This window comes from Marinobacter confluentis (assembly GCF_004785685.1).
In the GTDB taxonomy this organism is placed as follows: Bacteria; Pseudomonadota; Gammaproteobacteria; order Pseudomonadales; family Oleiphilaceae; genus Marinobacter; species Marinobacter confluentis.
Genome location: NZ_SRPF01000002.1, coordinates 421,394 through 446,512, shown reverse-complemented (window position 1 = coordinate 446,512; position 25,119 = coordinate 421,394). Strand labels below are relative to the sequence as shown.

Annotated in this window: 25 protein-coding genes; 12 read left to right on the top strand and 13 right to left on the bottom strand. The window is 58.1% G+C overall.

Translation table 11 applies throughout. From position 1 onward, the window contains the following. Positions 1-26: 26 nt before the first annotated feature. The 9 genes from E5Q11_RS07500 to E5Q11_RS07460 all read right to left on the bottom strand — a co-directional run bounded on the left by E5Q11_RS07500 (position 27) and on the right by E5Q11_RS07460 (position 8,888). The gene (locus tag E5Q11_RS07500; protein WP_135802791.1) at positions 27-1,673 is read right to left on the bottom strand and encodes a fatty acid--CoA ligase; all 1,647 of its coding nucleotides are present in this window, start codon (positions 1,671-1,673) and stop codon (positions 27-29) included. A gap of 67 nt (positions 1,674-1,740) precedes the next feature. Then, positions 1,741-2,022, bottom strand: a complete 282-nt coding sequence (gene ppnP / locus E5Q11_RS07495; protein WP_135802790.1) for a pyrimidine/purine nucleoside phosphorylase — start codon at positions 2,020-2,022, stop codon at positions 1,741-1,743. Positions 2,023-2,127: 105 nt separating this feature from the next. Then, complete coding sequence (locus E5Q11_RS07490) at positions 2,128-2,460, bottom strand: Na+/H+ antiporter subunit G (RefSeq protein WP_135802789.1); 333 nt, start codon at positions 2,458-2,460, stop codon at positions 2,128-2,130. Between the two features lie 18 nt (positions 2,461-2,478). After that, entirely contained in the window at positions 2,479-2,748 is a 270-nt protein-coding gene (locus tag E5Q11_RS07485) for a K+/H+ antiporter subunit F (protein ID WP_135802788.1), read from the bottom strand. Beyond that, entirely contained in the window at positions 2,745-3,233 is a 489-nt protein-coding gene (locus E5Q11_RS07480; RefSeq protein WP_135802787.1) for a Na+/H+ antiporter subunit E, read from the bottom strand. The genes E5Q11_RS07485 and E5Q11_RS07480 overlap by 4 nt, the downstream gene beginning before the upstream one ends. Positions 3,234-3,235: 2 nt before the next feature. Then, positions 3,236-4,750: a monovalent cation/H+ antiporter subunit D gene (locus tag E5Q11_RS07475; protein WP_135802786.1), complete on the bottom strand. Its 1,515-nt coding sequence runs from the start codon at positions 4,748-4,750 to the stop codon at positions 3,236-3,238. After that, on the bottom strand, positions 4,747-5,127 hold the full coding sequence (locus E5Q11_RS07470; protein ID WP_135802785.1) for a Na+/H+ antiporter subunit C: 381 nt from the start codon (positions 5,125-5,127) through the stop codon (positions 4,747-4,749). The genes E5Q11_RS07475 and E5Q11_RS07470 overlap by 4 nt, the downstream gene beginning before the upstream one ends. After that, the gene (locus E5Q11_RS07465; protein ID WP_135802784.1) at positions 5,127-7,961 is read right to left on the bottom strand and encodes a monovalent cation/H+ antiporter subunit A; all 2,835 of its coding nucleotides are present in this window, start codon (positions 7,959-7,961) and stop codon (positions 5,127-5,129) included. The genes E5Q11_RS07470 and E5Q11_RS07465 overlap by 1 nt, the downstream gene beginning before the upstream one ends. Positions 7,962-8,057: 96 nt before the next feature. Beyond that, positions 8,058-8,888 (bottom strand): crotonase/enoyl-CoA hydratase family protein, encoded by an 831-nt coding sequence (locus E5Q11_RS07460; RefSeq protein ID WP_135802783.1) that lies wholly within the window; start codon positions 8,886-8,888, stop codon positions 8,058-8,060. Positions 8,889-8,984: 96 nt separating this feature from the next. Between E5Q11_RS07460 and E5Q11_RS07455 the strand changes: the two genes are divergently transcribed. Together E5Q11_RS07455 and E5Q11_RS07450 are read left to right on the top strand one after the other, a co-directional pair. Further along, positions 8,985-11,039, top strand: a complete 2,055-nt coding sequence (locus E5Q11_RS07455; protein ID WP_135802782.1) for an NADPH-dependent 2,4-dienoyl-CoA reductase — start codon at positions 8,985-8,987, stop codon at positions 11,037-11,039. 9 nt (positions 11,040-11,048) lie between these two features. Beyond that, complete coding sequence (locus E5Q11_RS07450) at positions 11,049-12,068, top strand: CNNM domain-containing protein (RefSeq protein ID WP_135802781.1); 1,020 nt, start codon at positions 11,049-11,051, stop codon at positions 12,066-12,068. An 18-nt stretch (positions 12,069-12,086) separates the two neighbouring features. On the opposite strand, the gene E5Q11_RS17775 is transcribed toward E5Q11_RS07450, so the two are convergent. Both E5Q11_RS17775 and E5Q11_RS07445 read right to left on the bottom strand, forming a co-directional pair. Next, positions 12,087-12,251, bottom strand: coding sequence for a hypothetical protein (locus E5Q11_RS17775; protein ID WP_168215628.1), 165 nt, complete (start codon positions 12,249-12,251; stop codon positions 12,087-12,089). A 110-nt stretch (positions 12,252-12,361) separates the two neighbouring features. Continuing rightward, on the bottom strand, positions 12,362-13,357 hold the full coding sequence (locus E5Q11_RS07445) for a GlxA family transcriptional regulator (RefSeq protein ID WP_135802780.1): 996 nt from the start codon (positions 13,355-13,357) through the stop codon (positions 12,362-12,364). A 234-nt stretch (positions 13,358-13,591) separates the two neighbouring features. Here E5Q11_RS07445 and E5Q11_RS07440 point away from each other — a divergent pair, with 234 nt between their 5' ends. The 6 genes from E5Q11_RS07440 (at position 13,592) to E5Q11_RS07415 (ending at position 20,537) form a co-directional block, all read left to right on the top strand. Then, positions 13,592-15,394, top strand: a complete 1,803-nt coding sequence (locus E5Q11_RS07440) for an acyl-CoA dehydrogenase (protein ID WP_135802779.1) — start codon at positions 13,592-13,594, stop codon at positions 15,392-15,394. Positions 15,395-15,475: 81 nt separating this feature from the next. Continuing rightward, positions 15,476-15,742 (top strand): hypothetical protein, encoded by a 267-nt coding sequence (locus E5Q11_RS07435; protein ID WP_135802778.1) that lies wholly within the window; start codon positions 15,476-15,478, stop codon positions 15,740-15,742. A gap of 102 nt (positions 15,743-15,844) precedes the next feature. Next, positions 15,845-16,135: a hypothetical protein gene (locus E5Q11_RS07430; RefSeq protein ID WP_135802777.1), complete on the top strand. Its 291-nt coding sequence runs from the start codon at positions 15,845-15,847 to the stop codon at positions 16,133-16,135. Positions 16,136-16,303: 168 nt separating this feature from the next. After that, complete coding sequence (locus E5Q11_RS07425; protein ID WP_135802776.1) at positions 16,304-18,328, top strand: PhoX family protein; 2,025 nt, start codon at positions 16,304-16,306, stop codon at positions 18,326-18,328. Between the two features lie 134 nt (positions 18,329-18,462). Beyond that, positions 18,463-20,103, top strand: a complete 1,641-nt coding sequence (locus E5Q11_RS07420) for a methyl-accepting chemotaxis protein (RefSeq protein WP_135802775.1) — start codon at positions 18,463-18,465, stop codon at positions 20,101-20,103. A 68-nt stretch (positions 20,104-20,171) separates the two neighbouring features. After that, positions 20,172-20,537 carry a DUF4870 family protein gene (locus tag E5Q11_RS07415; RefSeq protein WP_135802774.1) on the top strand — a complete coding sequence of 122 codons (366 nt, stop codon included), beginning with the start codon at positions 20,172-20,174 and terminating at the stop codon, positions 20,535-20,537. Positions 20,538-20,543: 6 nt separating this feature from the next. Here the strand turns inward: E5Q11_RS07415 and E5Q11_RS07410 are convergent, their stop codons facing one another. Continuing rightward, the gene (locus tag E5Q11_RS07410; RefSeq protein WP_135802773.1) at positions 20,544-21,857 is read right to left on the bottom strand and encodes an MFS transporter; all 1,314 of its coding nucleotides are present in this window, start codon (positions 21,855-21,857) and stop codon (positions 20,544-20,546) included. Between the two features lie 83 nt (positions 21,858-21,940). On the opposite strand from E5Q11_RS07410, the gene E5Q11_RS07405 reads away from it, so the two are divergent. The 4 genes from E5Q11_RS07405 to E5Q11_RS07390 are packed head-to-tail and all read left to right on the top strand — an operon-like array spanning position 21,941 to position 24,236. Next, the gene (locus tag E5Q11_RS07405; RefSeq protein ID WP_135802772.1) at positions 21,941-22,798 is read left to right on the top strand and encodes a 23S rRNA (adenine(2030)-N(6))-methyltransferase RlmJ; all 858 of its coding nucleotides are present in this window, start codon (positions 21,941-21,943) and stop codon (positions 22,796-22,798) included. A 60-nt stretch (positions 22,799-22,858) separates the two neighbouring features. Continuing rightward, positions 22,859-23,041, top strand: coding sequence for a helix-turn-helix domain-containing protein (locus E5Q11_RS07400; RefSeq protein ID WP_135802771.1), 183 nt, complete (start codon positions 22,859-22,861; stop codon positions 23,039-23,041). After that, positions 23,034-23,936: a DMT family transporter gene (locus E5Q11_RS07395; protein WP_135802770.1), complete on the top strand. Its 903-nt coding sequence runs from the start codon at positions 23,034-23,036 to the stop codon at positions 23,934-23,936. Before E5Q11_RS07400 ends, E5Q11_RS07395 begins: the two co-directional genes overlap by 8 nt. A gap of 33 nt (positions 23,937-23,969) precedes the next feature. Beyond that, the gene (locus tag E5Q11_RS07390; protein WP_135803367.1) at positions 23,970-24,236 is read left to right on the top strand and encodes a GIY-YIG nuclease family protein; all 267 of its coding nucleotides are present in this window, start codon (positions 23,970-23,972) and stop codon (positions 24,234-24,236) included. On the opposite strand, the gene E5Q11_RS07385 is transcribed toward E5Q11_RS07390, so the two are convergent. Further along, positions 24,190-25,104 carry an alpha/beta hydrolase gene (locus tag E5Q11_RS07385; RefSeq protein WP_135802769.1) on the bottom strand — a complete coding sequence of 305 codons (915 nt, stop codon included), beginning with the start codon at positions 25,102-25,104 and terminating at the stop codon, positions 24,190-24,192. The two genes, E5Q11_RS07390 and E5Q11_RS07385, sit on opposite strands and share 47 nt — an antisense overlap. Positions 25,105-25,119: the final 15 nt, after the last annotated feature.

Here is a 25,119-nt window from a genome sequence, read left to right as displayed (position 1 = left end):
GTGCCGGGTGACCTGTGGCAAGTCAATCAGTTATCCAACTGATCCCTGATCAGCTTCTTGTTGATTTTGCCCACACTGGTCTTGGGAATATCGTCCACGAAATCAATTTTGCCCGGAATGGCCCATTTGTTAATTTCGCCGGATTCCACAAACTGCTTCAGATGGTCCTGAAGGTCTTCCAGCGTGGCTTGTTCGCCGGGCTTGAGCACGACCAGCGCATGGGGGCGTTCACCCCATTTTTCGTCCGGCACACCCACAACAGCGGCCGCTGCAATGGCCGGATGCTGGCTGATCAGGTTTTCCAGATCCAGTGAAGACAGCCATTCGCCCCCGGTCTTGATCACATCCTTGATACGGTCCTTGATGACCAGGGTGCTGTCCGGCTCCATGGACGCTACGTCGCCGGTGTGCAGCCATCCGCCCTGCCAGAGCTCCTCGCCTTTCTCCGGTTCCTTGAAGTAGCTCTGGGTCAGCCAGGGCGCCCGGGCCACCACTTCGCCCTTGGCGTCGCCATCGTGTGCAACCGGATTGCCGTCAGGGTCAGTGATCTCAATTTCCACCATGGGTACCGCTATACCGGTCTTGATGCGTTGGGTGGTCTGCTGTTCCAGTGGCAGCTCAAGGTCTTCCGGTTTCAGGTGCGTGGTCGACAGCAGCGGGCATGTTTCCGACATGCCGTAACCGGTATACATCCGGATGCCCAGTTTGGCGCCGGCATCACACAGGCCGCGGGTCAGGGCGCTGCCGCCGATCAGTACATGCCAGTTGCTCAGGTCTGCGGTCTTGATGGACTCGGTGGCCATCATCATCTGCATAACGGTGGGCACGCAGTGAGAGAAAGTGACCCCGTGCTCTTTCAGCAGATCCACCAGCAGTTCTGGTTCATAGCGGCCGGGATAGACCTGTTTTATGCCGAGCAGGGTGGCGGCATAAGGCACGCCCCAGGCGTGAACGTGGAACATCGGAGTCACCGGCATGTAAACAGACGATGACCGCAGCATGGGCATTTCATCAAAGGCCGACAGTGAGCCGGTCATGGCCAGTGTGTGCAGCACCAGCTGACGGTGGCTGAAGAACACGCCCTTGGGATTGCCGGTGGTGCCGGTGGTGTAAAAGGTGGTGGCGATGCTGTTCTCGTCAAAATCCGGAAAATCAAAGCAGTTGTGGGCATTGGCCAGTAGTGCTTCGTATTCGCCAGCACTGTCCAGAGAGGTCGACTTTGCCTGGGCTTCGTCTGTCAGCTGGATGTATTTGCGGACGGTTTTGATATCGCCTTTGACGCTTTCAAGAATGGGCAGGAAGTCATCGTGGATCAGAACCAGGTCGTCTTCGGCGTGGTTCATGGTGTAAACGATCTGGTCCGGCGACAGGCGTACGTTGATGGTGTGCAGCACCGCCCCGATCATCGGAATGGCGAAGAAGCATTCCAGATAGCGAGGGGTGTCCCAGTCCATAACGGCGACCGTGTCACCTGGCTTGACGCCAGCGTCGGTCAGGGCGTTCGCCAGCCGGTGGATGCGGTCCACCAGGTCGGTGTAGGTGTACTTGCTCTTATTGGCGTAAACGATTTCCTGGTCTGGCGCATAACGCGGCGCCGACAGCAGAAGCTGTTTGATCAGCAGTGGGTATTGGTAGGCGTTGTCTGCCGGCGGCAGAATGCGCGTATTGGCCATGACTGTCCCTCTTTCTCGCTTGTTGGTTTTATTGGAGAAGAGGGACTAATCTGCCACAGATCGAGCTTTACTGATAGGTACAAAGGTAGGCGGTGTCGACGTCGGTTTTTGCCTTGAAACTGGCCTGGCCGGCCACTTCAAAAAACTCGCCCGCGCCATAGGTCATCCATTCGTCCATACCCGGCAGCAGTACGGTCAGAACGCCGCTAAGTACGGTCATGGTTTCGCGCTTGTTGGTGCCGAATTCGTATTCGCCCGGGCTGATGACGCCAACGGTGGCGGGCAGGGTGGCGGACTGGAAGGAAATGGACTTGGCCCGGCCGTCAAAATATTCGTTTACTTTTAGCATGTGTCAGGCTCCTGAAAAAATGAGGATGCCCACTATACGGGAATTTTATGCACTTCCAATGACAAATTTTGGGCGCCGTTTGCGACGGCGCCTGATGGATTCCGGTTATTGATCCCAGGGATGGCCGCGTGTCCCTTTGGCCGGATCGATACCCATGTGCATGGCGGCCTTGGCCATGATATTGGCACTGACCGGTGCCGTAATGAACAGGAACACCACAATCAGTACTTCAGAGATACCGATACCCTCGCCCCGGGTACTGAAAAACACCACCGAGGCCATGACAATAGAACCGATGCCTACGGTTGTTGCCTTTGTTGGCCCATGCAGACGGCTGTAAAAATCCGGCAGCCGGGCGAGGCCAATGGCGCCGACCAGGGTGAAAAAACCGCCGGTCAGCAACAGGATGACAATGGCGTACTCTGCGATCGTACTCATGATGAGTGCCTCCGATGATTATTCGATCACGCTGCCGCGCTTGAGATACTTGGCCAGGGCAACGGTGCCGACAAAGCCCATGACCGCAATCAGCAGGGCTGATTCCAGATAGAGCCGGGTGCCCAGGGTAATGCCCAGCAGGATAATCAGGCCGATAGCGTTGATGTACAGCGTGTCCAGAGCCAGCACCCGGTCCGGCGCGTCCGGTCCCTTGATCAGGCGATAGACGTTGAGCAGGGCCGCAATGACGACCATGCCAATGGTTATCTGTAGCGCGATGGTCATCATTGAAACATCTCCTTCAGGCGGCGTTCATAGCGCTCACGGATGCTGCTGATTACCTCATCAGCATTGTCGGCATCCAGCGCGTGAATCAGTAGCAGCTTGTTGTCGTCGCTGACGTCTGCGCTGACGGTACCCGGGGTCAGGGAAATGGTGCTGGCCAGAATGGCAATGGCCAGCGGGTGTTCCAGCTCCAGCGGGTAGGATACGAAAATGGATTTTGGTTCACGCCCACCCAGAATCAGCTTTGCGACACTGACGCTGGCAACCACGATATCCAGCAGTACGATGCCGATATAGCCGGGCAGCTTCCAGGCGTTGACGAAAGCGCGGCGCTCCGGCCAGAAACCGCGGGTAATCTGGGGAATCAGCCACGCCAGAATAAGACCCATGACGATGCTTGCCCCGGAAACGCCATTGCTGAGGAACTGCCACACAATAAACAGCAGCAGGCTGAGGTAGGGCTGGGGGAAGGTCAGTCGATCCAGCATGGTTACTTCTCCTCAACCATCGGGGTTTTGAGAACTTCGATATAGGCCGCCGGGTTATGCAGTTGGGCAGCGGTGCTGTCTACATAGCGGCTCAATGGCTCGGCCAGAACCACGATCACCAGGCTCAGTGCGATCAGCGCACTGGCAGGTACGGCAATGGTGCCGGTGAGTTTTCGCGGCTCCTCCAGGTGGCCTTCGACGTTGCGCCAGAAAACAATGCTGCCGGCGCGGCTGTAGGCAATCAGCGTAAAGAAACTGCCGACCAGCATGACCAGCCATAACCAGGTCCGTACCGTGCCAGGCACCGCCGAATCAAGAATCAGCAGCTTGGCAAAAAAGCCACTCAGCGGCGGCAGCCCGGCAGCAGCGACCGCGCCGACCAGGTAAAGCACACTCAGAAACGTGCGGTTCCGCATTCGTGGGGCGGTTACGATCTGATCGGATGCTGTGCCTCTCTGGCCTGAAATCAGATCGGCCAGCAGGAACAGGCCGCCCACTACCCAGGTGGTGTTGACCAGGTAAAACAGTGCCGCTGAGGTCCCCCTTTCCGAGTTCAGGGAAATCGCCGCCAGAAGGGTGCCCACCGAGATAATGACCTGCCAGGCAAAGAGTTTTCTCAGATTGGTGGCTCCCAGCGCGCCTATCACGCCCATCACCAGAGTGATCAGCGCCAGTGGGAACAGCCAGTCCATGCCCAGACCTGAAAGATCTCCGGCCTGTTCGCCGAAAATCAGATTGCAGACCCGGATAATGGCGTAAATGCCGACCTTGGTCATGATGGCGAACAGCGCCGCTACCGGCGCCGTGGCATTGGCGTAGGCGCTTGGCAGCCAGAAGCACAGGGGCAGAATGGCCGCTTTCAGCCCGAAGACCACCAGCAGCATCATGCCGCCGGCCTGCACTATAGGCAGATTTCCCGGGGCGACCTGAGGAATTTTCTGGGCCAGATCAGCCATGTTTAGGGTGCCGGTCACGCTGTAGATCATGCCAACACTGATCAGGAAAATGGCCGACCCCACCAGGTTCAGCACAACGTAATGCAGCCCCGGTACCGTGCGGTTTTTGCCCTCGCCGTGCATCAGCAGGCCGTAGGAGGCGATCAGCAACACCTCGAAGGCTACAAACAGGTTGAACAGGTCGCCGGTCAGGAAGGCGATGTTCAGGCCCAGCAGCTGGAACAGGAAAAGCCCGTGAAACTGACGGTTGTTGCCGTCAGCACCGCCCAGGGAATAGATGTGGGCGAACAGGGCAAGCACCGACGTCAACACCAGCATCAGAGCGGCCAGGCGGTCGAGAACCATCACAATGCCGAACGGCGGCTGCCAGTTACCAAAGGCGTAGAGCCGGTAGCTATCATCGTTGGCCAGCCCCATCAGCAAAATCGCGGAGGCCAGGGTCAGTGTTGTGGTTGCGATACCCAGGGTGCGGCGCAGTGCAATGGGCGCGTACCCCATGAAAGCCTGCAGGATGCCACCCACCAGAGGTATAAGAATCGGCGCAATCAGCCAGTGGTTCATGATTTGGCGTCCTCCCGCCCGGTTTCGCCTTCAGTCTTCTCTGGCTCAACGCTATCCGAGACCTTGCCATCAACATGGTCATCACTGTGGTCCGCAAGGCTGCGCAGCGACAGTACAACCACAAACGCGGTCATCGCGAAGCCGATAACAATGGCGGTCAGAACCAGTGCCTGGGGCAGTGGGTCGGAATAGGCCTCGGTGCTGCCAATGATTGGCTGGCCACCGGTTGCCAGGCGCCCGGATGAGAACAGGAACAGATTAACGCCGTAGGAAAGTAGCGTCAGGCCCATCACCACGGGAAAGGTTCGGGCTCTGAGTAACAGGTACACACCGGACGCGGTCAGTGCGCCAATGACGATTGCGAATGCCAGCTCCATCAGTGGCTCTCCCCTTGTTCGTTGTTCACTGTGGCCTGGTGCTCCGACCGGCTGGTAATCGCGGAATGGGGCGACAGCCGGCCAATACTTACCAGTGCCAGCAGGGTCGCGCCGATAACGGCCAGATAGACTCCCAGGTCGAACACCAGCGCGGATGCCACTTCAAACTTGCCGACAACCGGCCAGGAAATGTAGTCGAACGTGGATGTCAGGAACGGGTAGCCGAAGGCAAAACTGCCGGCGCCGGCAATAACCGCAAACAGCAAGCCCAGGCCGATCACGTTGTGGTACTTCACTGAAATACGGTCCTGGGTCCAGGACATGCCGTTGGCGACATATTGCAGAATCAGGGCAATGGCTGTAATCAGCCCCGCGATAAATCCACCGCCGGGCAGGTTGTGCCCGCGCAGGAAAATATAGGCGGAAATCATCAGTGCCAGCGGCAACATGGGCCGCGCCACCTGCTGGAGCATCATCGGGTAGGCGTCCCTGGACCAGACATTGCCAAGGCTGTCGGTGCTCGGTGGCGTCATGGCGGTGTTCCGCAACATGGCAAAGATGCCAAGGGCAGCGATGCCCAGCACTGCAATCTCACCCAGGGTATCGAAGCCCCGGAAATCCACCAGAATCACGTTGACCACGTTGGTGCCACCGCCGCCGGGTTTACTGTTTTCCAGGAAGAAATCAGAAATTGAGGTAAACGGCTGGGTCAGCATTGCGAGCGTTACCAGTGTCATGCCCAGGCCAGCTGCACCGGCGATCAGTATGTCCCGGGTACGGCGGCCCGCCGGCGTCTCTATCGGGGTCCAGGCCGGCATGTAATAAAGCGCGAGCATCAGCAGCACGATGGTGACCACTTCCACTGAAAGCTGCGTCATGGCCAGATCCGGAGCGGAGAAGCGGGCAAAGCCCAGGGAAACCATCAGGCCGACCACGCTCAAAAGCACAAGTGCGTAGAACCGGTTGCGATGCAACGCTGCGGTTGCCAGCGCACAGACGACCAGTACCGCGATGCCAATCAGGGTTGGCCAGTCCGCTGGGGACAGGCCGTTGGAGCCGATTGAAATACCCATGGTCGTCAATGGAACGACGGCAACCGCGATAACGCTGGCTACCAGGAGCATGGCGTAGCGCTGAAGCGAACCGTTCTCGATGCGCGCGGTAATGCCGTTTGCCAGTTCCGAGGTCCGGCTGACGAAGGCTTCGAAAATTGCTTTCTCGTCAATTTCCTTGAAGCGTTCGTGAAAAGCGAAAAAGCGCTTGCGCTGGCTGTACATCAGCAGGCCACCGGCAAATGCTGCAAAACTCATAAGCAGTGGCAGGTTGAAGCCGTGCGCGACCGCAAGTTTGTAGTCCGGAACCGGTCCGCCGAGGGTCGCAGACGCGGCAGCGAAGAGAATCGGGCCCACGGAAAGTGCAGGGAACATGCCGACGGCGAGGCAGGCAAAGACCAGAATTTCCACCGGAATTTTCATGTACCGGGGGGGTTCATGGGGCGGAAAAATAGGCAGGTTTTTGGGCTTGCCATTAAAGAAGACGTCGTGAATAAATCGGGCCGAATAGGCCACCGCAAAAATACCGGCAAGGGTGGCAATCAATGGCGGCAGATAGGCCCAGATGCCGGGAAGGTTCAGTTCCAGTGCTTCAGCGAAGAACATTTCCTTGCTGATAAAGCCATTAAGCAGCGGAACGCCCGCCATTGAGGCAGCCGCCACCATGGCCAGGGTGGCGGTGTGCGGCATGTAGCGCCAGAGGCCGTTAATCTGGCGCATATCCCGGGTACCGGTCTCATGATCAATGATGCCGGCAGCCATGAACAGGGAGGCCTTGAAAATAGCGTGGTTGATGACATGGAATACCGCCGCGACCGCAGCAAGATTGGTACCCATGCCGAACAACAGCGTTATCAGGCCGAGGTGGCTGACGGTGGAATGCGCGAGCAGCCCCTTGAGGTCGTGCTTGAACATGGCGACATAGGCACCGATGAGCAGCGTTGCCATGCCGGTGAAACTGACCATATAGAACCATTGCTCGGTTCCCGCCAGGGCCGGGTAAAGCCGGGCCATCAGGAATATGCCGGCCTTGACCATGGTTGCAGAGTGAAGGTAGGCGGAAACGGGCGTTGGCGCCTGCATGGCGTGGGGTAGCCAAAAGTGGAACGGAAACTGTGCGGACTTGGTGAACGCACCCAGCAGGACGAGCGTCAGCGCAATCGGGTACAGGCTGTGGTTCTTGATCAGCTCGCCGGAGGCAAGCACAACGGATAGCTCATAGCTTCCCACAATGTCGCCAATCAACAGAATACCGGCCAGCAGTGCCAGGCCGCCGCCACCGGTAACGGCCAGTGCCATACGGGCACCCCGGCGGGCATCCTTTTTATGGGTCCAGAAGCTGATCAGCAGGAACGAAGTCAGGCTGGTCAGTTCCCAGAAAATCAACATCAGCAACAGGTTGCTGGAAAGCACAATGCCGAGCATTGAGCCCTTGAAACACAGCAGCAGGGCGTAAAACTTGCCAACGTTTTCGTAAGGCTTCAGGTAATAGCGGGCGTATAGAATGATCAGCAGCCCGATGATCATGATCAACAGGGCAAACAGCAGCGATAGCCCGTCCAGACGGAAGCTGAACGCCAGTCCCAGCGAAGGCATCCATGCATAACTGGTTTCGACGATGCCGCCGTCAGCAAGGGTCGCCCAATGCGGATAGAGCGCCGCCAGACCAATAATGGCAGGCACGGATGACGCTATGGCAATCGCCGTGCGCCCGCCCTGGGCAAACAGCGGTGCTGCCAGGGCACCCAGAAAAGGTAATAAAACAACCAGCGGTAGCGACATCGCAACCTCTTTTTAGTTTTTCTTTCATGGATGGAGAGGTTTTATTGACGGACTGATAATACTTGGCCGTCGGTTCAGGTCAAGACAATGAAAGTCTTAGAGGTTTCGGCGATCCAGGTAGGCTTTGTCCGGTTCGCCGGAATTCCGGGCGATGGCAATGCGCTGGTTGGCCCGGCCGATCACCTTTTTCTGCAGGCGGGTTTCCCAATCCAGAGCCTCTTTGTCAGACGCGCTCCAGGTTCTGTTGAACAGTAGTTTGCTGGCGGCCACGGCATCCGGTGACCGCTCTGCAAGCTCACGGGCAAAGGCCAGCGCCTCGGCCATGGGGTCATTACAGACCCGGCTGACCAGGCCCATGGCTCTGGCCTCAGTGCCGTTGAACCGGCGTGCGGTCATTGTCAGTTCCTTGGCCAGATCAATGGGGATGAGTTCCCGCAGGGTGACTGCCAGGCTCATGTCCGGAATCAGCCCCCACTTGCTTTCCATAATGGAAAACTCGCAGTTCGCCGTGGAGAACCGGAAATCCGCACCCAGGGCAATCTGGAAGCCGCCGCCAAAACAGTAGCCGTGGGTTACAGCGATGACCGGGGCCGGCACATCGCGCCATAGATAGCCCACATCCTGCGCCAGGTTGCTGATCTTGCGGCCGGGTTTGAACAGAAGTTTGAGAAAGTTCACCGGGTTTTTCGACACGGTTTTGACATCAAGGCCGGAGCAGAACGCCTCGCCCGCACCACTGAGAATGATGGCACGGACACTGCGATCCTTTTTGAGCGAACGGGCAGCCTCGGTGATCGCCTTGAACATCGGCATGTCCAGGCCATTGTACTTTTCCGGCCGATTCAGCGTAACCATGGCAATGCCATCTTCGATGCTGATCTGAACCCGTTCTTCAGGTTGCGTCTTTAACGAATCGCGAGTGCTCATAATGTCGGTTCCGTGTCATACATTCGTCTAATGCCGCTATGCTACCATGTCGCATCCTGATGAGAATGCCCGCGCAACGCAATGAGAGAGCTGATAATGACCCAAGCCTACCCCAATCTTCTGAAGCCGCTGGACCTTGGTTTTACCGCGCTGAAAAACCGTGTGCTGATGGGTTCCATGCACACCGGCCTGGAAGACCGCTTCTGGAATATCCACAAGCTCGCCCGATATTTTGCAGAGCGTGCCGAAGGGGGCGTGGGCCTGATGGTTACCGGCGGCTTTTCGCCAAACATGGTCGGTCAGCTTTCGCCTTTCGCATCCACCATGAATAACCGTGGCACCGCCATTCTGCACCGACATGTCACCAGCGAAGTGCACGACGCCGGTGGTAAAATCTGTCTGCAGCTGCTTCATGCCGGGCGTTACAGCTACCATCCGTTCAGCGTATCAGCGTCGGCTACCAAGGCGCCAATTACCCCGTTCAAAGCGAAAGCCCTTTCTACGAAGGCCGTGGACAAGCAGATCGACGATTTCGTCAGTGCCGCGAAGCTGGCAAAACTGGCCCGTTACGATGGCGTGGAAGTGATGGGATCGGAAGGCTATTTCATCAACCAGTTCCTGTGCGAGCGCACCAACAAGCGCAAGGACAAATGGGGCGGGCCCTTCGAGAACAGAATGCAGCTGCCGGTGGAAATTGTTCGCCGCATGCGCGAAGCGGTGGGCCCGGATTTCATCATCATCTACCGGCTATCGATGCTGGACCTGGTAGAAGGCGGCCAGACCTGGGATCAGGTGGTCAAGCTGGGCAAGGCCATCGAACAGGCGGGCGCCACCATCATCAATACCGGCATTGGCTGGCATGAAGCGCGGGTGCCCACCATTGTGACGTCTGTGCCGCGCGGTGGATTTTCGGAAGTCACCGCCAAATTCTATGGCGAAGTCAGCATACCCGTGTGCACCACCAACCGGATCAACACGCCGGAGAAAGGCGAGGAGATCCTGGCCAGCGGCAAGGCGGATATGGTGTCCATGGCCCGGCCGCTGCTGGCGGATTCCGAGTTTGTCCGTAAGGCCCAGGAAAACCGTAGCGACGAAATCAACACCTGCATCGCCTGCAACCAGGCCTGCCTGGATCACGTATTTCAGCTCAAACGTGCCTCCTGCCTGGTCAACCCCAGGGCCTGCCATGAAACCGAGTTGGTACTGACCGTGGCACCTGTTCGTCGTCGTGTGGCCGTGGTGGGAGCTGGCCCCGCAGGACTCGCGGCAGCAACAACAGCAGCGAAACGTGGCCACCTGGTTACGCTGTTCGAGGCGGACGGCCAGATCGGCGGACAGTTCAACTACGCCAAGCGAATTCCCGGCAAGGAAGAGTTCTTTGAAACCCTGCGTTATTACCAGCGTCAGATCGAACTTCTGGATATCGATCTTCAACTGAACACCCGGGTTGATGCCGACCTGCTGAAAAAAGATGGTTTCGACGACGTCATCATTGCCACTGGCGTGAAACCCAGAACGCCGGGCATTCCCGGCATCGATCACCCGAAGGTACTGGGGTATCTGGATGTGCTTAAACACAATAAACCCGTTGGCAAATCGGTTGCCGTCATCGGCGCGGGTGGCATAGGCTTTGACGTCAGCGAGTTCCTGACTCACGACTTCAGCCATCATCCGGAAGGCCAGCAGGCGGACTTCGAGGACTGGAAAGCCGAGTGGGGCGTGCAGCCGGATTTTGAAGGGCCGGGCGGCCTGGCTGAGCGCAAACCGACCTCTTCCCCGCGCAAGATTTACCTGATGCAGCGCAAAACCAGTAAGGTGGGTGGTGGTCTTGGTAAAACCTCGGGCTGGGTTCACCGCAACAGCTTAAAGCACCGGGACGTCGAAATGCTGGGTGGCTGCAGTTATGACCGGATTGACGACCAGGGGCTTCATATCACCCTGTCTGACAAAGACGGCAAAGCGCTTGAAACCCGGGTGCTGGATGTGGATAACGTCGTGATCTGTGCGGGCCAGGAGCCATTCCGGACCCTATACGACGAGCTGGCAAGCGAGGGCATCAAAACGCACCTGATCGGCGGCGCCGATGTGGCAGAAGAACTGGACGCCAAGCGGGCCATCCGCCAGGGCACTGAAGTGGCAGCGGGAGTCTAGGCAACCTTTATGACATTACTGATCGCGTTTGCGGTTCTATCCATAGGCTTCTCGTTCCTCTGTTCGGTCCTGGAAGCGGCATTGCTATCGATTACGCCGAGTTATATTGCCTCGCTTAAAAAGGATAGCCCGAAGCTTTTCAAACGGCTGAGAAAACTGAAAGACGACATTGATGACCCGCTGTCCGCCATTCTGACCCTCAATACCATTGCCCACACGGTCGGGGCAATTGGTGTGGGCGCACAGGTAGCTGTGGTTTTTGGCGAAGCCTGGGTTGGTGCGGCATCGGCGGTCATGACCCTGGCTATCCTGTTTCTCTCCGAGATTATTCCAAAGACCATCGGAGCCAAATACTGGCGCGGTCTTGCGCCCCGTTTGCCGGTGATTCTGGGTTTGATGATGAAATCGCTGCTGCCGTTTATCTGGCTCTCAAAAATGGTAACCCGCCGGATCGGTTCGAAAGAGGCAGAAGTGGATGTCCGTGCGGAAATAAGCGCGCTGGCAGAGATCGGTCGTGACCAGCAGGCCCTGGATGAGGACGAGAGGCGAATGATCCAGAACGTCCTCCGATTCCACGAGATCAAGGTCAGTGCGGTAATGACACCACGCACGGTGTGTAAAACGATTCCGCCGGACATCACCGTTGAGGCGTTTCGCAACAAGGTCAAAGCAGGGCCGTTCTCCCGCTACCCAATGATTGACGAAGACGGCGAAGCCCTGGGCTACATCCACCGCAGCGATCTTATTGGCATGTCGGATGACCAAGACCTGAAACAGGCGCTCAGAACGGTAAAACGGATCAAGGGCAACACCAACATTGAATTCGTCTTCGCCGATATGCTGCGCGAGCGGCAACACCTGGCAGTGGTCTATGACGAATTGGGCACCTGGCTGGGCATAGTGACGCTGGAGGACATATTGGAGACACTTTTGGGCACTGAAATCATGGACGAAACCGACAACGTGTCCAACCTTCGACGCTACGCAAAACAGCGCTGGAGCCGCCGCCTGAAGAAATATCAGGCCTGAAAAGACCGGCCTGACGGGTCAGCGGAGGCTTTTCATGGCACTAAAAATGGCATTTGCTTCAGCTTCAAGTACCTGACTGCGAAGGGAATTGCCCTGAAGGAGGGCCTGTTCGAGTTGCTTCTGCTTCATCGTGTAGAGCCGGTTCAGGATATCTGCCTGGCTTTGCTGTATCGGTGTGTTCATGGTTGTCTCCCCATCATGCCACCTGTCGGTAAACTTTACGTTCGGGAGCCTGAGTGGCGCTCTCAATCTCTTGGATGCATAACCCGGGCCAAACCCGCGTGGGGTGGGCCTTACAGGCCGAATCGTGATCGGTAGGCGCCCGGTGCCAGGCCGGTATGCTTGCTGAACAGACGACTGAAAGAACTGACATCCTCATAGCCGATGCGCCGGGTGATCTCGTCGACCGACAGTTTTGACTGCTCCAGAAACTGCCGGGCCGATTCAATTCTCAGCACCTGCAGGTAGCTGGTTGGTGTGTCACCGGTGGCCGCTTTGAAGCGGCGAATCAGGGAGCGTTCTGTCAGCCCACTCAGAGCGGCAAGAGTTTGCAGTGTCACTGGCTGGCTGTAGTGCTGGTCCAGCCATTCCTGAAGCTGCATGATGGCGGTGTCCGAATGATAGCGTCTGGCCTGAAGCGCAGAGTAGGGCGCCTGGCTGGTCCGGCCGGCATCGACTACAAAGGCTTTTGCCAGCTCACGGGCGGTCTGTGCACCGGCGTAGCGTTCGACCAGATAGATGCCAAGATCCCACCACGCCATACCACCGCCGGCACAGGCGACAGGCTCGTCCACAGTGATCAGTTTTTCCGGATGCAGATCCACCTTCGGGTAACGCTGTCGAAACTGCTCACTGAAGCCCCAGTGGGTGGTTGCCTCCCGGCCATCCAGCAGCCCGGCTTCTGCCAGCAGAAACGCCCCCGTGCAGTTGCTGGCCAGCCGCACCTGGCCGTTATTCTGCTGGCTGGACTGCGCCAGCCAGTCAACCAGCCCCCGGTTTTCGTTCAGTACCCGTGGAATCGGTGCGCCGATGGTGGGAATCATCACCAGGGAGTTCTCAGCGGGTTTGGCGGCAGGGTCGGTCAGTGCGCCATCTGGCAAAAGGGTAATGCCGTTAATACAGCGAAACGGCTGGCCGTCGAACGTTAGCAGACGCGTGGTGAATTTCGGTGTCGGTTCTTCGTTGTTAATCCGCGCCCAGGTAACCCCCGCCAGTCGGAAAAGATCAATAATGCCGGTAATGGCACTCCCTAGAGCACCGTCAAACCCAATAACAGTGACTGTCTGCATGCGAACTCCAGGTCAGGGCAATGGCGGGGATACCTATCCGGGACTGTCGTCAGCATGGATGCTGACGTCAAGCTTACATGGATGTATTAACAGCGTGTCCCGGATAGGTATCCCCGCTATTGCCCGATCGCCGAACTCAAAACATGGCAGTATTGACCAGGATTATGTCATAAATGCCGATTTTCAGGGAGTGCAGGCTGTGAGAGGCTTACCGCAATTAACAGGAGATCCGAAATGACCGACACACTGATCGACCGCCGTGACCTGGCATTCCAGCTTTACGAAGTCTTTGATACCGAAAGCCTGAGTAAGCGGGAGCGATTCAGCGAGCACAGCCGCGAGACCTTCGACGCGGTAATCGAGACCGCCGACAAGATCGCCCGGGAAAAATTTGCCACCCACAACGCTCTGGCCGACAAGGACGAGCCGAAGTTCGTGGACGGCCAGGTCGAGATGTTGCCCCAGGTCAAGGAGGCATTTGACGCGTACGCCGATGCCGGGTTTATTGCCGGACGTTACGACTACGAGCTCGGCGGTATGCAGCTTCCGGAATCGGTTATGGCAGCCTGCAATGGCTTCTTTACCGCTGCCAACCCGGGAACGGCCGGTTATCCCTTCCTTACTGCTGCGGCCGCCAACCTGATTCGGGTGTTTGGTAACGACCAGCAGAAGAACACCTTTTTGCCCCACATGCTCAGCGGCCGTTTCAGCGGCACCATGGCACTGAGCGAGCCCCATGCCGGTTCTTCGCTTGGAGATATCCGCACCTCAGCGACGCCGACCGACGAGGGCGATTACCTCATCAAAGGCGCGAAGATCTGGATTTCCGGCGGTGAACAGTCCATCACCGAAAACATCGTTCATATGGTGTTGGCAAAAATCAAGGGTGCCCCAGCCGGGGTCAAGGGTATTTCCCTGTTTATTGTTCCCAAATACCTGGTGAACGAGGATGGCAACCTGGCCGAACGCAATGGCGTGCACCTGGCCGGTCTGATTCATAAGCTGGGTTACCGCGGCACGACCTCGACGGCGCTCAGTTTTGGTGATGATGCCCCCTGCCACGGCTATCTGGTGGGCGAGCCTCATCAAGGCCTGAAATACATGTTCCAGATGATGAACGAGGCCCGGGTGGGCGTTGGCATGGGCGCCGCCCTGATTGGCTACCGCGGATACATGCACAGCCTGGAATATGCCAAAGATCGGCTGCAGGGTCGAAAAGCCTCGGAAAAGAACCCGGAGACGCCTCAGATTCCAATCATTGAGCACGCCGACGTTCGCCGCATGCTTCTGGCCCAGAAAGCCTACAGCGAAGGCGGCCTGGCTCTGTGCCTCTATGGCGCACGGCTGATGGACGATCAGCACACACATCCGGATGAAGAAAAACGGGTGGGCGCCGGCAAACTGTTGGACCTGCTGACGCCGGTGATCAAGGCCTGGCCTTCCGAGTACGGCCCTAAAGCCAACGATCTGGCGATCCAGGTCTACGGCGGCGCTGGTTACACCCGTGAATACCCGGTGGAGCAGTGCTGGCGCGACAACCGTCTGAACCCGATCCACGAAGGCACCAACGGCATCCAGGCGCTGGATCTTTTGGGTCGCAAAATCTGGCAGGACCAGAGCCACGGCCTGCAACTGCTGATGCAGGAAATGCAGATCGATCTGGAGGCGGCGACGACAGAACGCTGCCAGCAGTGGGCACTGTCCCTGAGCGAAACACTTCAGCAGGCGGTAAAAGTAACCCAGGGCCTGGGCAAATCGCTGATGTCGGAAGACCCGGACCGGGTGCTGGCAAACGCGTCCTGCTATCTGCACCTGTTCGGACACATCATGGTGTCCTGGATGTGGCTGCGCCAGGCCAATGCCGCGGCTCATGCGCTGGGCTCGGCCAACACCGACGATGAGCGAAATTTCTATCAGGGCAAACTGCAGGCGGCGCAGTACTTCTTCCACTGGGAGCTGCCGACAGTGGCCCAGGATCTGGTGTTGCTGAGAAATCAGGACGACACCTGCCTCAACATGAAGGCCGACTGGTTCTGAGGCTGGCGCTTCTGTAATTGGCGAACCGGGGCTTTGTGAACCAGACTTGAGGGCATGTCAGCTGCAAACGGATGCACTGTTATGCCCCCGTCATTCACAAATGGCGAATCGCCGCCGGTTTCCTGCGAAATTCAGGCGCTGCTTCGTGAATATCTGACGTCCTCCCGGTTGGCAGAAATCGTCTACCGGGACGACGCCGGGCAGATTCAGACAACCCACGATATGATCCGTGACCTTTTTGGCCGTGCCGGTCAGGATTTCATGCTTTTGGGCCGAGGCCAGATGCTCAGGCTGGATCACGTTCTCAGCCTGGATGGCCGACTGCTCTCCCCGCCTTCGTCGTTCTGAAAACCGTATAAACAAAGCGTAACCTGCCAGCCATCGGGGGGAAGGATTCCCTGCTGTAGACTCCGCCGTGTTGTTTCAAGCAATCATCGAAAGGATACGATTATGAACAAGCTGACTTTGAGCGCACTGGCACTTCTAATGACCCTAGGCCTTGCTGCCTGTAGCCAGGATGACGAAGGCGCTGATTTTGAAGAAGCCGGCGAAAACGTGGAAGACATGGTCGACGACGCCGGTGACTCTATCGAGGAAACCTATGAGGATGCCACGGGTCAGAACGACACAGCCTGGGAAGAAACCAAGGATACCGCTGGCGACGCAGCCGAAGAAGTGGGTGAAGCCGTTGAAGAAACGGGTGACGAGATTGAAGAAAGCGCAGACGAGATGGGCCAGTAGGCCAGTCTGATACCCGTTGACGGAAACCCGGCCACTGGCCGGGTTTTTTATTGGTAGTGTCAAAAAACGTTAAACAAAGTGACGCGGATCTGACCGCTATCTGTCATCTGCCTTGCTGAAACTGAAGCCTCACGCCAGACCACAACACTGCCGAGAGGGACTTTTACCATGGCGAAGCAAGACATCGATCCGAACTACCTTGATCCAAACTACGAACCCGCCGTCAATCACACTGAAAACCCGACCTTTGCCTCTGTCCTGAGTGCCCGGATGAACCGCCGGGTGGTTATGAAGGGCAGCGTCGGTGCCGCACTCGCCAGCCTTATGGGTGCCAGCCTGGTGGGTTGCTCTGACAGCGATAGCGACAGCGGCAACGTCGGTGGCTCGGGCACGGGGGCCAGCAACACTGAACTGGGTTTCAAGCCGGTCGCCGTCTCGACTGAGAATCGCGCCGTCGTACCGGAGGGCTATACTGCGAAATCATTCGTTCCCTGGGGTACGCCACTCACTGGCAGCTACCCTGAGTACCGCGCAGACGGCACCAACACCGGTGCGGATCAGGAACAGCAGGTCGGCATGCACCATGACGGCGTCCACTTCTTCCCGATTGACCAGAAGGCCGGTGGCAACAGCTCCACTGAAGGCCTTCTGGTGATGAACCATGAATACATCAATCAGGGCGCCTTGCACGCCGATGGTCCAACCAGAGCCGCTGATAATGGTGGCGTCCGTCCCGCCGATGAGGTTCGCAAGGAAATCGCAGCGCACGGCGTGTCGGTCATTCACATCAAGCAGGGTACCGATGGCGAATGGGAGGTTGTGCACGGCAGTCCCTTTAATCGCCGTGTAACTGGCAATACTGCAATGGATATTCGTGGCCCGGTGCGTGGCTTCGAAAAACTGATCACCAAGCACAGTCCTGATGCGACTGAGACCCGTGGCACCCTGAATAACTGCGCCATGGGCCCGACGCCATGGGGCACCTACCTTACCGCGGAGGAAAACTGGCACGGTTACTTCGCCACCGCCGATGAAACCCGGCCCCGTGAATACGTCCGCCACGGCGTTGACAGTACCTCCCGCTATGATTGGGAGCTTGCCGATAACGGTGCCGATGAATATCTGCGCTTCAACGTATCAACCCTGGGCGCGACCGCGGCAGACGATTATCGCAATGAGGCCAACACTTACGGCTACATGGTCGAAATTGACCCCTTCACGCCGGAAAGTAAGCCCCAGAAGCGCACGTCTCTGGGCAGGTTTGGTCATGAGGGCGTCATTTTCGCGCCGGCTGTCGAGGGCCAGCCCCTGGTGTGTTACTCAGGAGACGATTCTCGCTTCGAATACATTTATAAGTTCGTCTCTGCACAACCCTATTACGCGGCTACCGCAGGGGGATATCTGCTGGATACGGGCACGCTTTACGTGGCCCGTTTCAACGAGGACGGCAGCGGTGACTGGCTGGCACTTTCCCTGGAGGACGCCGATTTCGCTGCCGCAGTGACGGCTGCGCAGGGTACGACCGTTGGCAACATCGCCTTTGACGGCTTCTCCAGCCAGGCGGATGTGCTGGTCAATACCCGGCTGGCGGCGGATATTGCCGGGGCAACCCCAATGGATCGTCCTGAGTGGGGCGCTGTCGATCCGAACACGGGCGAGGTCTATTTCACCCTGACCAACAACAGCCAACGAACTGAAGATCAGGTGGATGCGGCGAACCCTATTGCCGAGAACAGGACCGGGCACATCATCCGCTGGATGGAAGACGGGGGCGACCACAGTGCTGACAGCTTCATGTGGGACATCTTCGTGTTTGCCGGTGAGCAGGGCACCGAAACCGTTGTGGATGGCGAGGCAGTGGTCACACTTGATGACACCAACATCTTCAACAGCCCCGACGGACTGTGGTTCGACTATAACGGTCGGCTGTGGATCCAGACGGACGGCAGTGACGCTGCCCCTTACCAGAACAACATGATGCTGGCGGCCAACCCCGTAACCCGGGAAATCAAGCGGTTCTTTGTTGGTCCACAGGGCTGCGAAGTGACTGGTGTCGTCACCACGCCGGATACCCGGACCATGTTCGTGAATATCCAGCACCCGGATGGAAACTGGCCGAATTCGGCTGAGTCACGACCCCGTGATGCGACGGTGATTGTGACTCGCGATGATGGTGGTGTCGTGGGCGCCTGACGGCCCCGAAACCACTGCAACGAGAATGGCCGCCCGGGGAAACCGTGGCGGCCGGCCGTAAACCGAGTGTTGACGCACGAAATAAACGGGGTGTTAATGCAGTAAATACCATTTATAAAAATAACGAGGTTGCTATGGGTTTTCTCAGTCGGCCTGTTCTTTTGGTGGGGGTACTGGTTGCGGTTGTTGCAGCCATCGTTCTTGGCCTGGCTGCACCTGTCATGGGGCTGGATACGGTATCGATCCTGGCCGGGTTGGTCGTCGGCCTTGCATTGGCCACGATGTATCTGGTGTTGCGAGTCCTGGAGCCGCTGGATAGTTCCATCAGCCAACTGGGCGCCGGTGAGTTGGGCCCGGAAAGTCCCCTTGGCAAACAGTGCGCGAACCTGCTGGCTGATGCCAGGGCGGGCCGTGCGCTTGTGAAAACCCTGTCCGGCGGCGCCGACCGCAGCGCTATTTCGGCGGCACAGGTTTCTTACGCCGCCGATCAGTTGAAGCTTCGGCTTGATCTTCAGGTTAACGAAACCGCCCAGATGGCCGACTATGCCGGCCAGATTACCGAAAGCGTTCGGGAGTCGGCCCAGCAGGCCACGGAAGCGGCGACCATGGCGATACAGAATCGCCAGGTGAGTGTTGAAGGCCGGGAAGCATTGGCATCGGCCATCGACAGTGTGCGCGTGGTTCACGAACAGTCCAGTGAAAATCTGCGCCTGATTCAGGAGCTGGATGAAAAATCCAATCGCATTCAGGGTGTAACCACCACCATTCAGGGCATTGCCGAGCAGACCAACCTGCTGGCGCTCAATGCCGCGATTGAGGCGGCCCGCGCAGGAGACCAGGGCCGTGGGTTTGCCGTGGTTGCCGATGAAGTCAGGCAATTGGCGGGTCGCACGGCGCAGGCCACGAGTGAGGTGGCAGAAACCCTGCAGGAAATAAAATCGGATACCTCATTGATTGTCTCCCGCATTGAAGACCTTGCCAGAAGCGTAGAAACCGGTCTGCAATCGGTTGAAAGCGTTGGCGGTCGGCTGGACCAGATTCGCGATCAGTCTGACCGGGTTCAACAGCAGGTTGCCCGTATTGCGGAAATTGACCAGAACAATGAACAGAGTCTGCAACAGGTGTCGTCGGCCATTGAAACCGTTCGGGACCAGATCAGCGAAAGCGACGCCAGCGTCGCATCCCTGGCCGAGCAGGCGGCCACACTGATGGAGCTGGCGGAACAGGCCAATGCGTCGTTTGCGTTTAACAGCGAGACCAGCTATCACCGGCCGTTCTACGACCTGGCCCGTTCCGGCGCTGACCGCATTGGCCAGGTGTTTGAGCGGGCGATTGCCGATAACACCCTGTCCGAGAGCGCTCTGTTCGACAGAACCCGTGCTACGATTGGTGATACCCAGCCACCCAAATACTCCAGCAGTTTTGACCGTTTTACGGACCAGTACCTGCCGGACATTCAGGAATCGGTGAAAAACGCCCATAACGCGATTGTTTTCGCCATTTCCACCGCCCCCGATGGTTACGTGCCCACCCACAACCGGGACTTTGCCCATGCCCCCACCGGCGACCCGCAAGTGGATCTGGTGAAGAGCCGCAGCAAGCGACTGTTCAATGATCGGACCGGCATCCGCTGTGGTCAGCACACGGAAAGCATGCTGCTACAGACCTACCGCCGGGATACCGGTGAAATCATGCACGACCTGTCGGTACCGGTTTACGTGAATGGCAAGCACTGGGGCGGTTTCCGGGTGGGGTATCGTCCGGACAATCACTAACGGTCGCGGGATTTGCGTTTTCTGTCGCTGTGATAGACTCGGAACGAGAGCATCAGAGGAGGCCTGCATTGAGTGATCCAGAGTTTATCCCGGCGAGTCCGGACCCCGAATCCCGGCGCTCTGACCCGGCCCGCAATCTCGCGGTGGCAGTCTATATCCTTCAGGCGCTGGCCTTTTTTCTGGGTGGTATCACCGGTCTTGCCGGGGTCATCATTAACTACATCAAGCAGGACGAAGTGCGGGGCACCTGGATTGAACCCCATTTTCGCTGGCAGATCCGCACTTTCTGGATCGGCCTGTTGTGGGGTGTGATCGGTTTTGTAACCACGTTTATCATCATTGGCTGGTTTATCCTGCTTGCCGTCTCCATCTGGGTGATCTATCGCATCGTCAAGGGCGCGCTGGCCCTCAACGACGGGCTGCCACCTGAGTAAACGCCATCAGTCATTGGTGACATCAGCAAGGCCCACGGCGCTGATGGCGCCGGCAAGCCCCATCAGGCCGAGCATCAGAATCACCGCGACTTCCGAGATCATCGAAACCAGCGCGGTCAGGCCGCCGGTGACCAGCAACAGAACGCCAATGACGGTGTTGCTGACCGACGTGTAATCGGTGCGCTTGTTGCCCCCGGCCATATCCACCAGATAGGTTTTTCTGCCCAGGCGAACCCCGGCGTGGGCAATGCTCAGCACAAAGAACCCGGCGGGATAGAACCAGCCAACCCAGGCGCTGCTCCCGAACTGCCACGCCACCAGGCCAACGGTCAGGCACGCAGCGCTGGCAATCAGCGCGCCGCGAATCATCACCTTCCGGCTGGAATCGTCGGCCATCCAGCCCCAGACACTGGCGCTGACAGAACTTGCCAGACTGCTGGCCAGCAGGAACACGCCCAGCAGCATGCCGCTGTCGTTCGCCCCCTGGGCCAGCACCACAAAATAGGGAGCAGCCAGGGCCGAACAGAGTAGTAGCGCGCGGGTAATCACAAAATGTCGGAAAGGCGGGTCGTCCCGAAGCAGTGACAGGCTTTGCACCGCCTGTTTAAGGGCGCTGCCACCGCCGCCGGTTTCCCCCTCGTATTCATCAACCGAGGCAAACAGCAATCCCGCGATAACCCACAGGCCGGCCGCCAGCAGCAACAGCAGTGTGTAAAAAAGCAGGCCGGGGTCACCACGGTTCCAGAAAAGCAGCAGGGTGAGAATGACGGTGGCGGTGCCGCCAATGGTTGAGGCAAGGCCAGACAGCCGGCCCCTGCGCTTTTTGGGAATGCATTTGCCCTGAACGTCTTTCATCGACACCGAACAGAAACCCCGCGCCAGAGAGAACAGGACCAGGGCGATAATCACGCCGTAACCCGCCGCGTAGCCGTCAAGAAACCAGATACTGGCGGCCATACCCCCGACACTGGCCGCCTGGCCAAAGCTGCCCAGGGTCCAGAACCACTTGCGCACGGGCTTGCGCCGGACCCAGGCACCGATCACCATTTGCGGAATCATCGAACCGGATTCCCGGATTGGCACCAGCCAGGCCACCAGGGCCGGTGCGCCAACGGCGCTGAGCAGCCAGGCCAGAACCGTTTTCGGGCTGACCAGCAGGTCGCCCAGTTTGGTCAGAACGTTACTGCCCATGATCAGGAAAAAGTTTCGTGGCACCTCTCGGCAGGCTTCATCAGGGATGTCGGTGCAGGCCCGGGCGTCTTCTTCATTGGCAATGAGGCTGTAGACCTGATCCAGAGTATCCTTCGTGTTGTCGGGCAAGGTGCTCTCTCCTGCGGGTAGTTTTTTTAAAAGGATACCAGTTCTGTCTGTAAACTAGGGGCTTTGCACCCCTGGAGTTCTGAATGCTGAGTTACCTTCATGCTTTCCACGCCGGTAATTTTGCCGATGTTCACAAACACGCGTCACTGGTCCTTGCTATTCGAATGATGCAGGCCAAGGCGTCCGGCATTGCCTGCTTCGATACCCACGCCGGTAGCGCCCTTTATGACCTGACCGGGGAACGGGCACTGAAAACCGGGGAAGCCGACTCTGGAATTCGCAGGGTCTGGGCCTGCCGCAGCAAACTGTCCGGCGACGATTGGCGGGCACTTCTGAGCGCCCTGAGTAGCGCCGGGAATGACACGGGTTCGTTAACAGAGTATCCGGGTTCGCCAATCTGGTTTCAGCGCTATCTGCGACAGCAGGATTCGCTGTCGGCGTTTGAGCTGCACCCGGCCGAGGGCGGTGCCCTGGCAGATTGGGCCGTCCGTCAAAAGGGCGGCGGCCGGGCTGGCGTACGAGTGTTCCAGGAAGATGGCCTGAAAGGGCTGATTGGCAAACTGCCGCCAGCCCAACCCCGACTGCTGGTTCTGATCGACCCCTCCTATGAGGTAAAAGCCGATTATGAGTCGGTAGCGGCAACACTTCAGCAGGCGTGGCAGAAATGCCGGCACGGGGTTTTTCTGATCTGGTACCCGATCCTGGCCGGTCGACCGGATGAACGCCTGAAAGCTGCCATCGCTACTGGCCCTGTGCGCAAGGTGCTGTGCAGTGAAATTGTTCTGAATCAGCAACCTGATCGGGGCATGTCCGGTTCCGGCATGCTGGTGGTGAACCCGCCCTGGGGGTTTGATGCCAGACTGTCGGCCATGCTGGCGGATGTTGCGGGTGATCAGTGCCTGGGAGTAATGCCCAGTCTTGACTGGCTGGTACCTGAGTAGCCGGTCTGTTTGCACAAAAGGCCCTGTCGCCACGGGCGAAGTTTTCTGCAATTTCTCTAGGTGGCGTCAGGCATTCTTGCAGATTGCCCGATTTTTGGTAACGTGCGTGAGCTCTCCGGCGCCATTGAGCGGGCGGTGACCTTCTGTGACGGCAATAAACGCCGTGCCGCGCAGATACTGGAGGTAAACCGTCGCACGCTTTACCGTTGGCTGGATGCAGATAAGGACGAAACTGATGACTAACCAGAAGCACGCGATGCTGTTCGGACTGGGGGCCGTATTGTTGTGGTCTACGGTAGCAACGGCCTTCAAGCTGTCGCTGAGGGAGTTGAGCCCTGTTCAGTTGTTAGTGGTGGCCTGTTCCGCCTCGGTTGTGGTGATGGCGCTGATTCTTATGGCCCAGGGCCGTTGGCACCTGGTGTTTTCGCTCACTCGCCGCCAGTACCTGCAATCTATTGGCATGGGGCTGGTGAATCCCTGTCTGTACTATTTTCTGCTGTTTGGCGCTTTTGACCGCTTGCCCGCCCAGGAAGCTCAGCCCCTGAACTATACCTGGGCGCTGGTGCTGGCCTACCTGTCGGTGCCTTTCCTGGGGCATAAACTGAGGCGCTCGGACATAATTGCCGGGCTTGTCTGCTACAGCGGTGTGGTTGTGATTGCGACTCGTGGCGACCTGCTGGCGATGACCTTTTCAGACCCATTGGGCGTTGCTTATGCCATCGGCAGTACTTTGGTCTGGGCGTCCTACTGGATTATTGCCACCCGCGACACTCGCGATCCGGTTGTGGGGCTATTCCTGAATTTCACCTGCGGCTTGCCGGTGATTGCCCTGGCCTGTGGCCTGACTGACGGGTATGACTTCCCGGTGACCACCGGGCTAGCTGCCGCTGTCTACGTAGGCGTGTTCGAAATGGGCATCGCCTTTGTGCTCTGGTCTTACGCCATGAAAAAAGCTGAAAATACCTCGAAAGTCAGCAATCTGATCTTTATTTCGCCGTTTCTCTCGCTGGTATTTATCTACTTTATTCTCGGCGAGATTATCCTGCCGTCCACATATATTGGCCTGGTGCTGATCATGGCGGGGCTGTGGATTCAGCAGAAGCGGTCAAAACCGCCTGCCGTGGCGGCCGTGGGCTGAAAGGGAGTGAACGTGGCAGGCTGGTCTGTTTACATGGTCAGAACCTCTGGCGGCGCCCTGTACACGGGTATCACCACGAACGTAGAGCGCCGGTTTGCGGAACATCAGGCCGGGGCACCGAAAGGCGCCCGCAGCCTGAGGGGCAAGGGGCCATTACAGCTGGAGTACCAGGCGCAGGTTGGTGACCGCGCCATGGCTTCCCGGCTGGAATGGGCCATCAAGCAATGGCCCCGGGATCAGAAAGAGGCTCTGATCAGAGGTGAGCGTTCTCTTCCTCAATTTCCTGATGACGCCGGATGAATTCGCCGGCGTCATCGACCGCCCGGGTGGCCCGGTCCAATTCGCCGGCGTGAATCTGGAACACGTGCCAGAGGCTGTTGTAGATATCGAGTGTCACTTCTACGCCATCCCGCTTCGCGGCGTCAGCCAGGCGCTGGGAATCGTTCATCAGAATTTCTTCGCTGCCAACCTGAATCAGCATGGGCGGTAATCCCGACAGGTCCCCGTGTATCGGCGAGATCAGCGGATTGGCCCGGCTTTCAGGGCCACAGTAGAGCCGAGCGGCTTTATCGATCCATTGCCGGTTCAGCAGAGGCTCCTGTTCTGGCGAATACAGGTGATCATTCGACAGATCGACCCAGGGTGAAAACAGGGTCAGGGAGGCGGGTAAAGGAATGCGCTTTTCCTTCAGCCTGAGGCAGAGCGCGACTGCCAGACCGCCGCCGGCAGAGTCCCCGGCAAAGGAAATGGCACCGGGCGGGTGCTCCTCATCGAGCAGAGCGCGGTAGAGTTTTTCAGCATCGTCCAGAGCGGCGGGAAAGGGGTTTTCAGGGGCCAGCCGGTAGTCGGGCACAATCACCATGGTGTTGCTGGACTTGGCAAGGTGGCCGGTCAGGCCCCGGTGTGTTGTCGGCGACCCGCAGATGAAGCCTCCGCCATGCAGGTACATCACGATGCCTCGGGGCTCCTCAGTATAACTGACCCGGTTTATTGCCATGCCCTCGGCTTCAATCTCCTGGAAATGGCAACCCTTTGGCGGACGGGAGGTCAGGTACGCCTTGCTGATCAACTGCCTTTGCAGCCTGACTGGAACAGACGGCTTGAGCATCGGGCTCACAAGCCATCGCATGGTCTGGCGCAGGGCGAATTCGAGGGCTTTCTGGTTCATATACTCGGCTCTGTG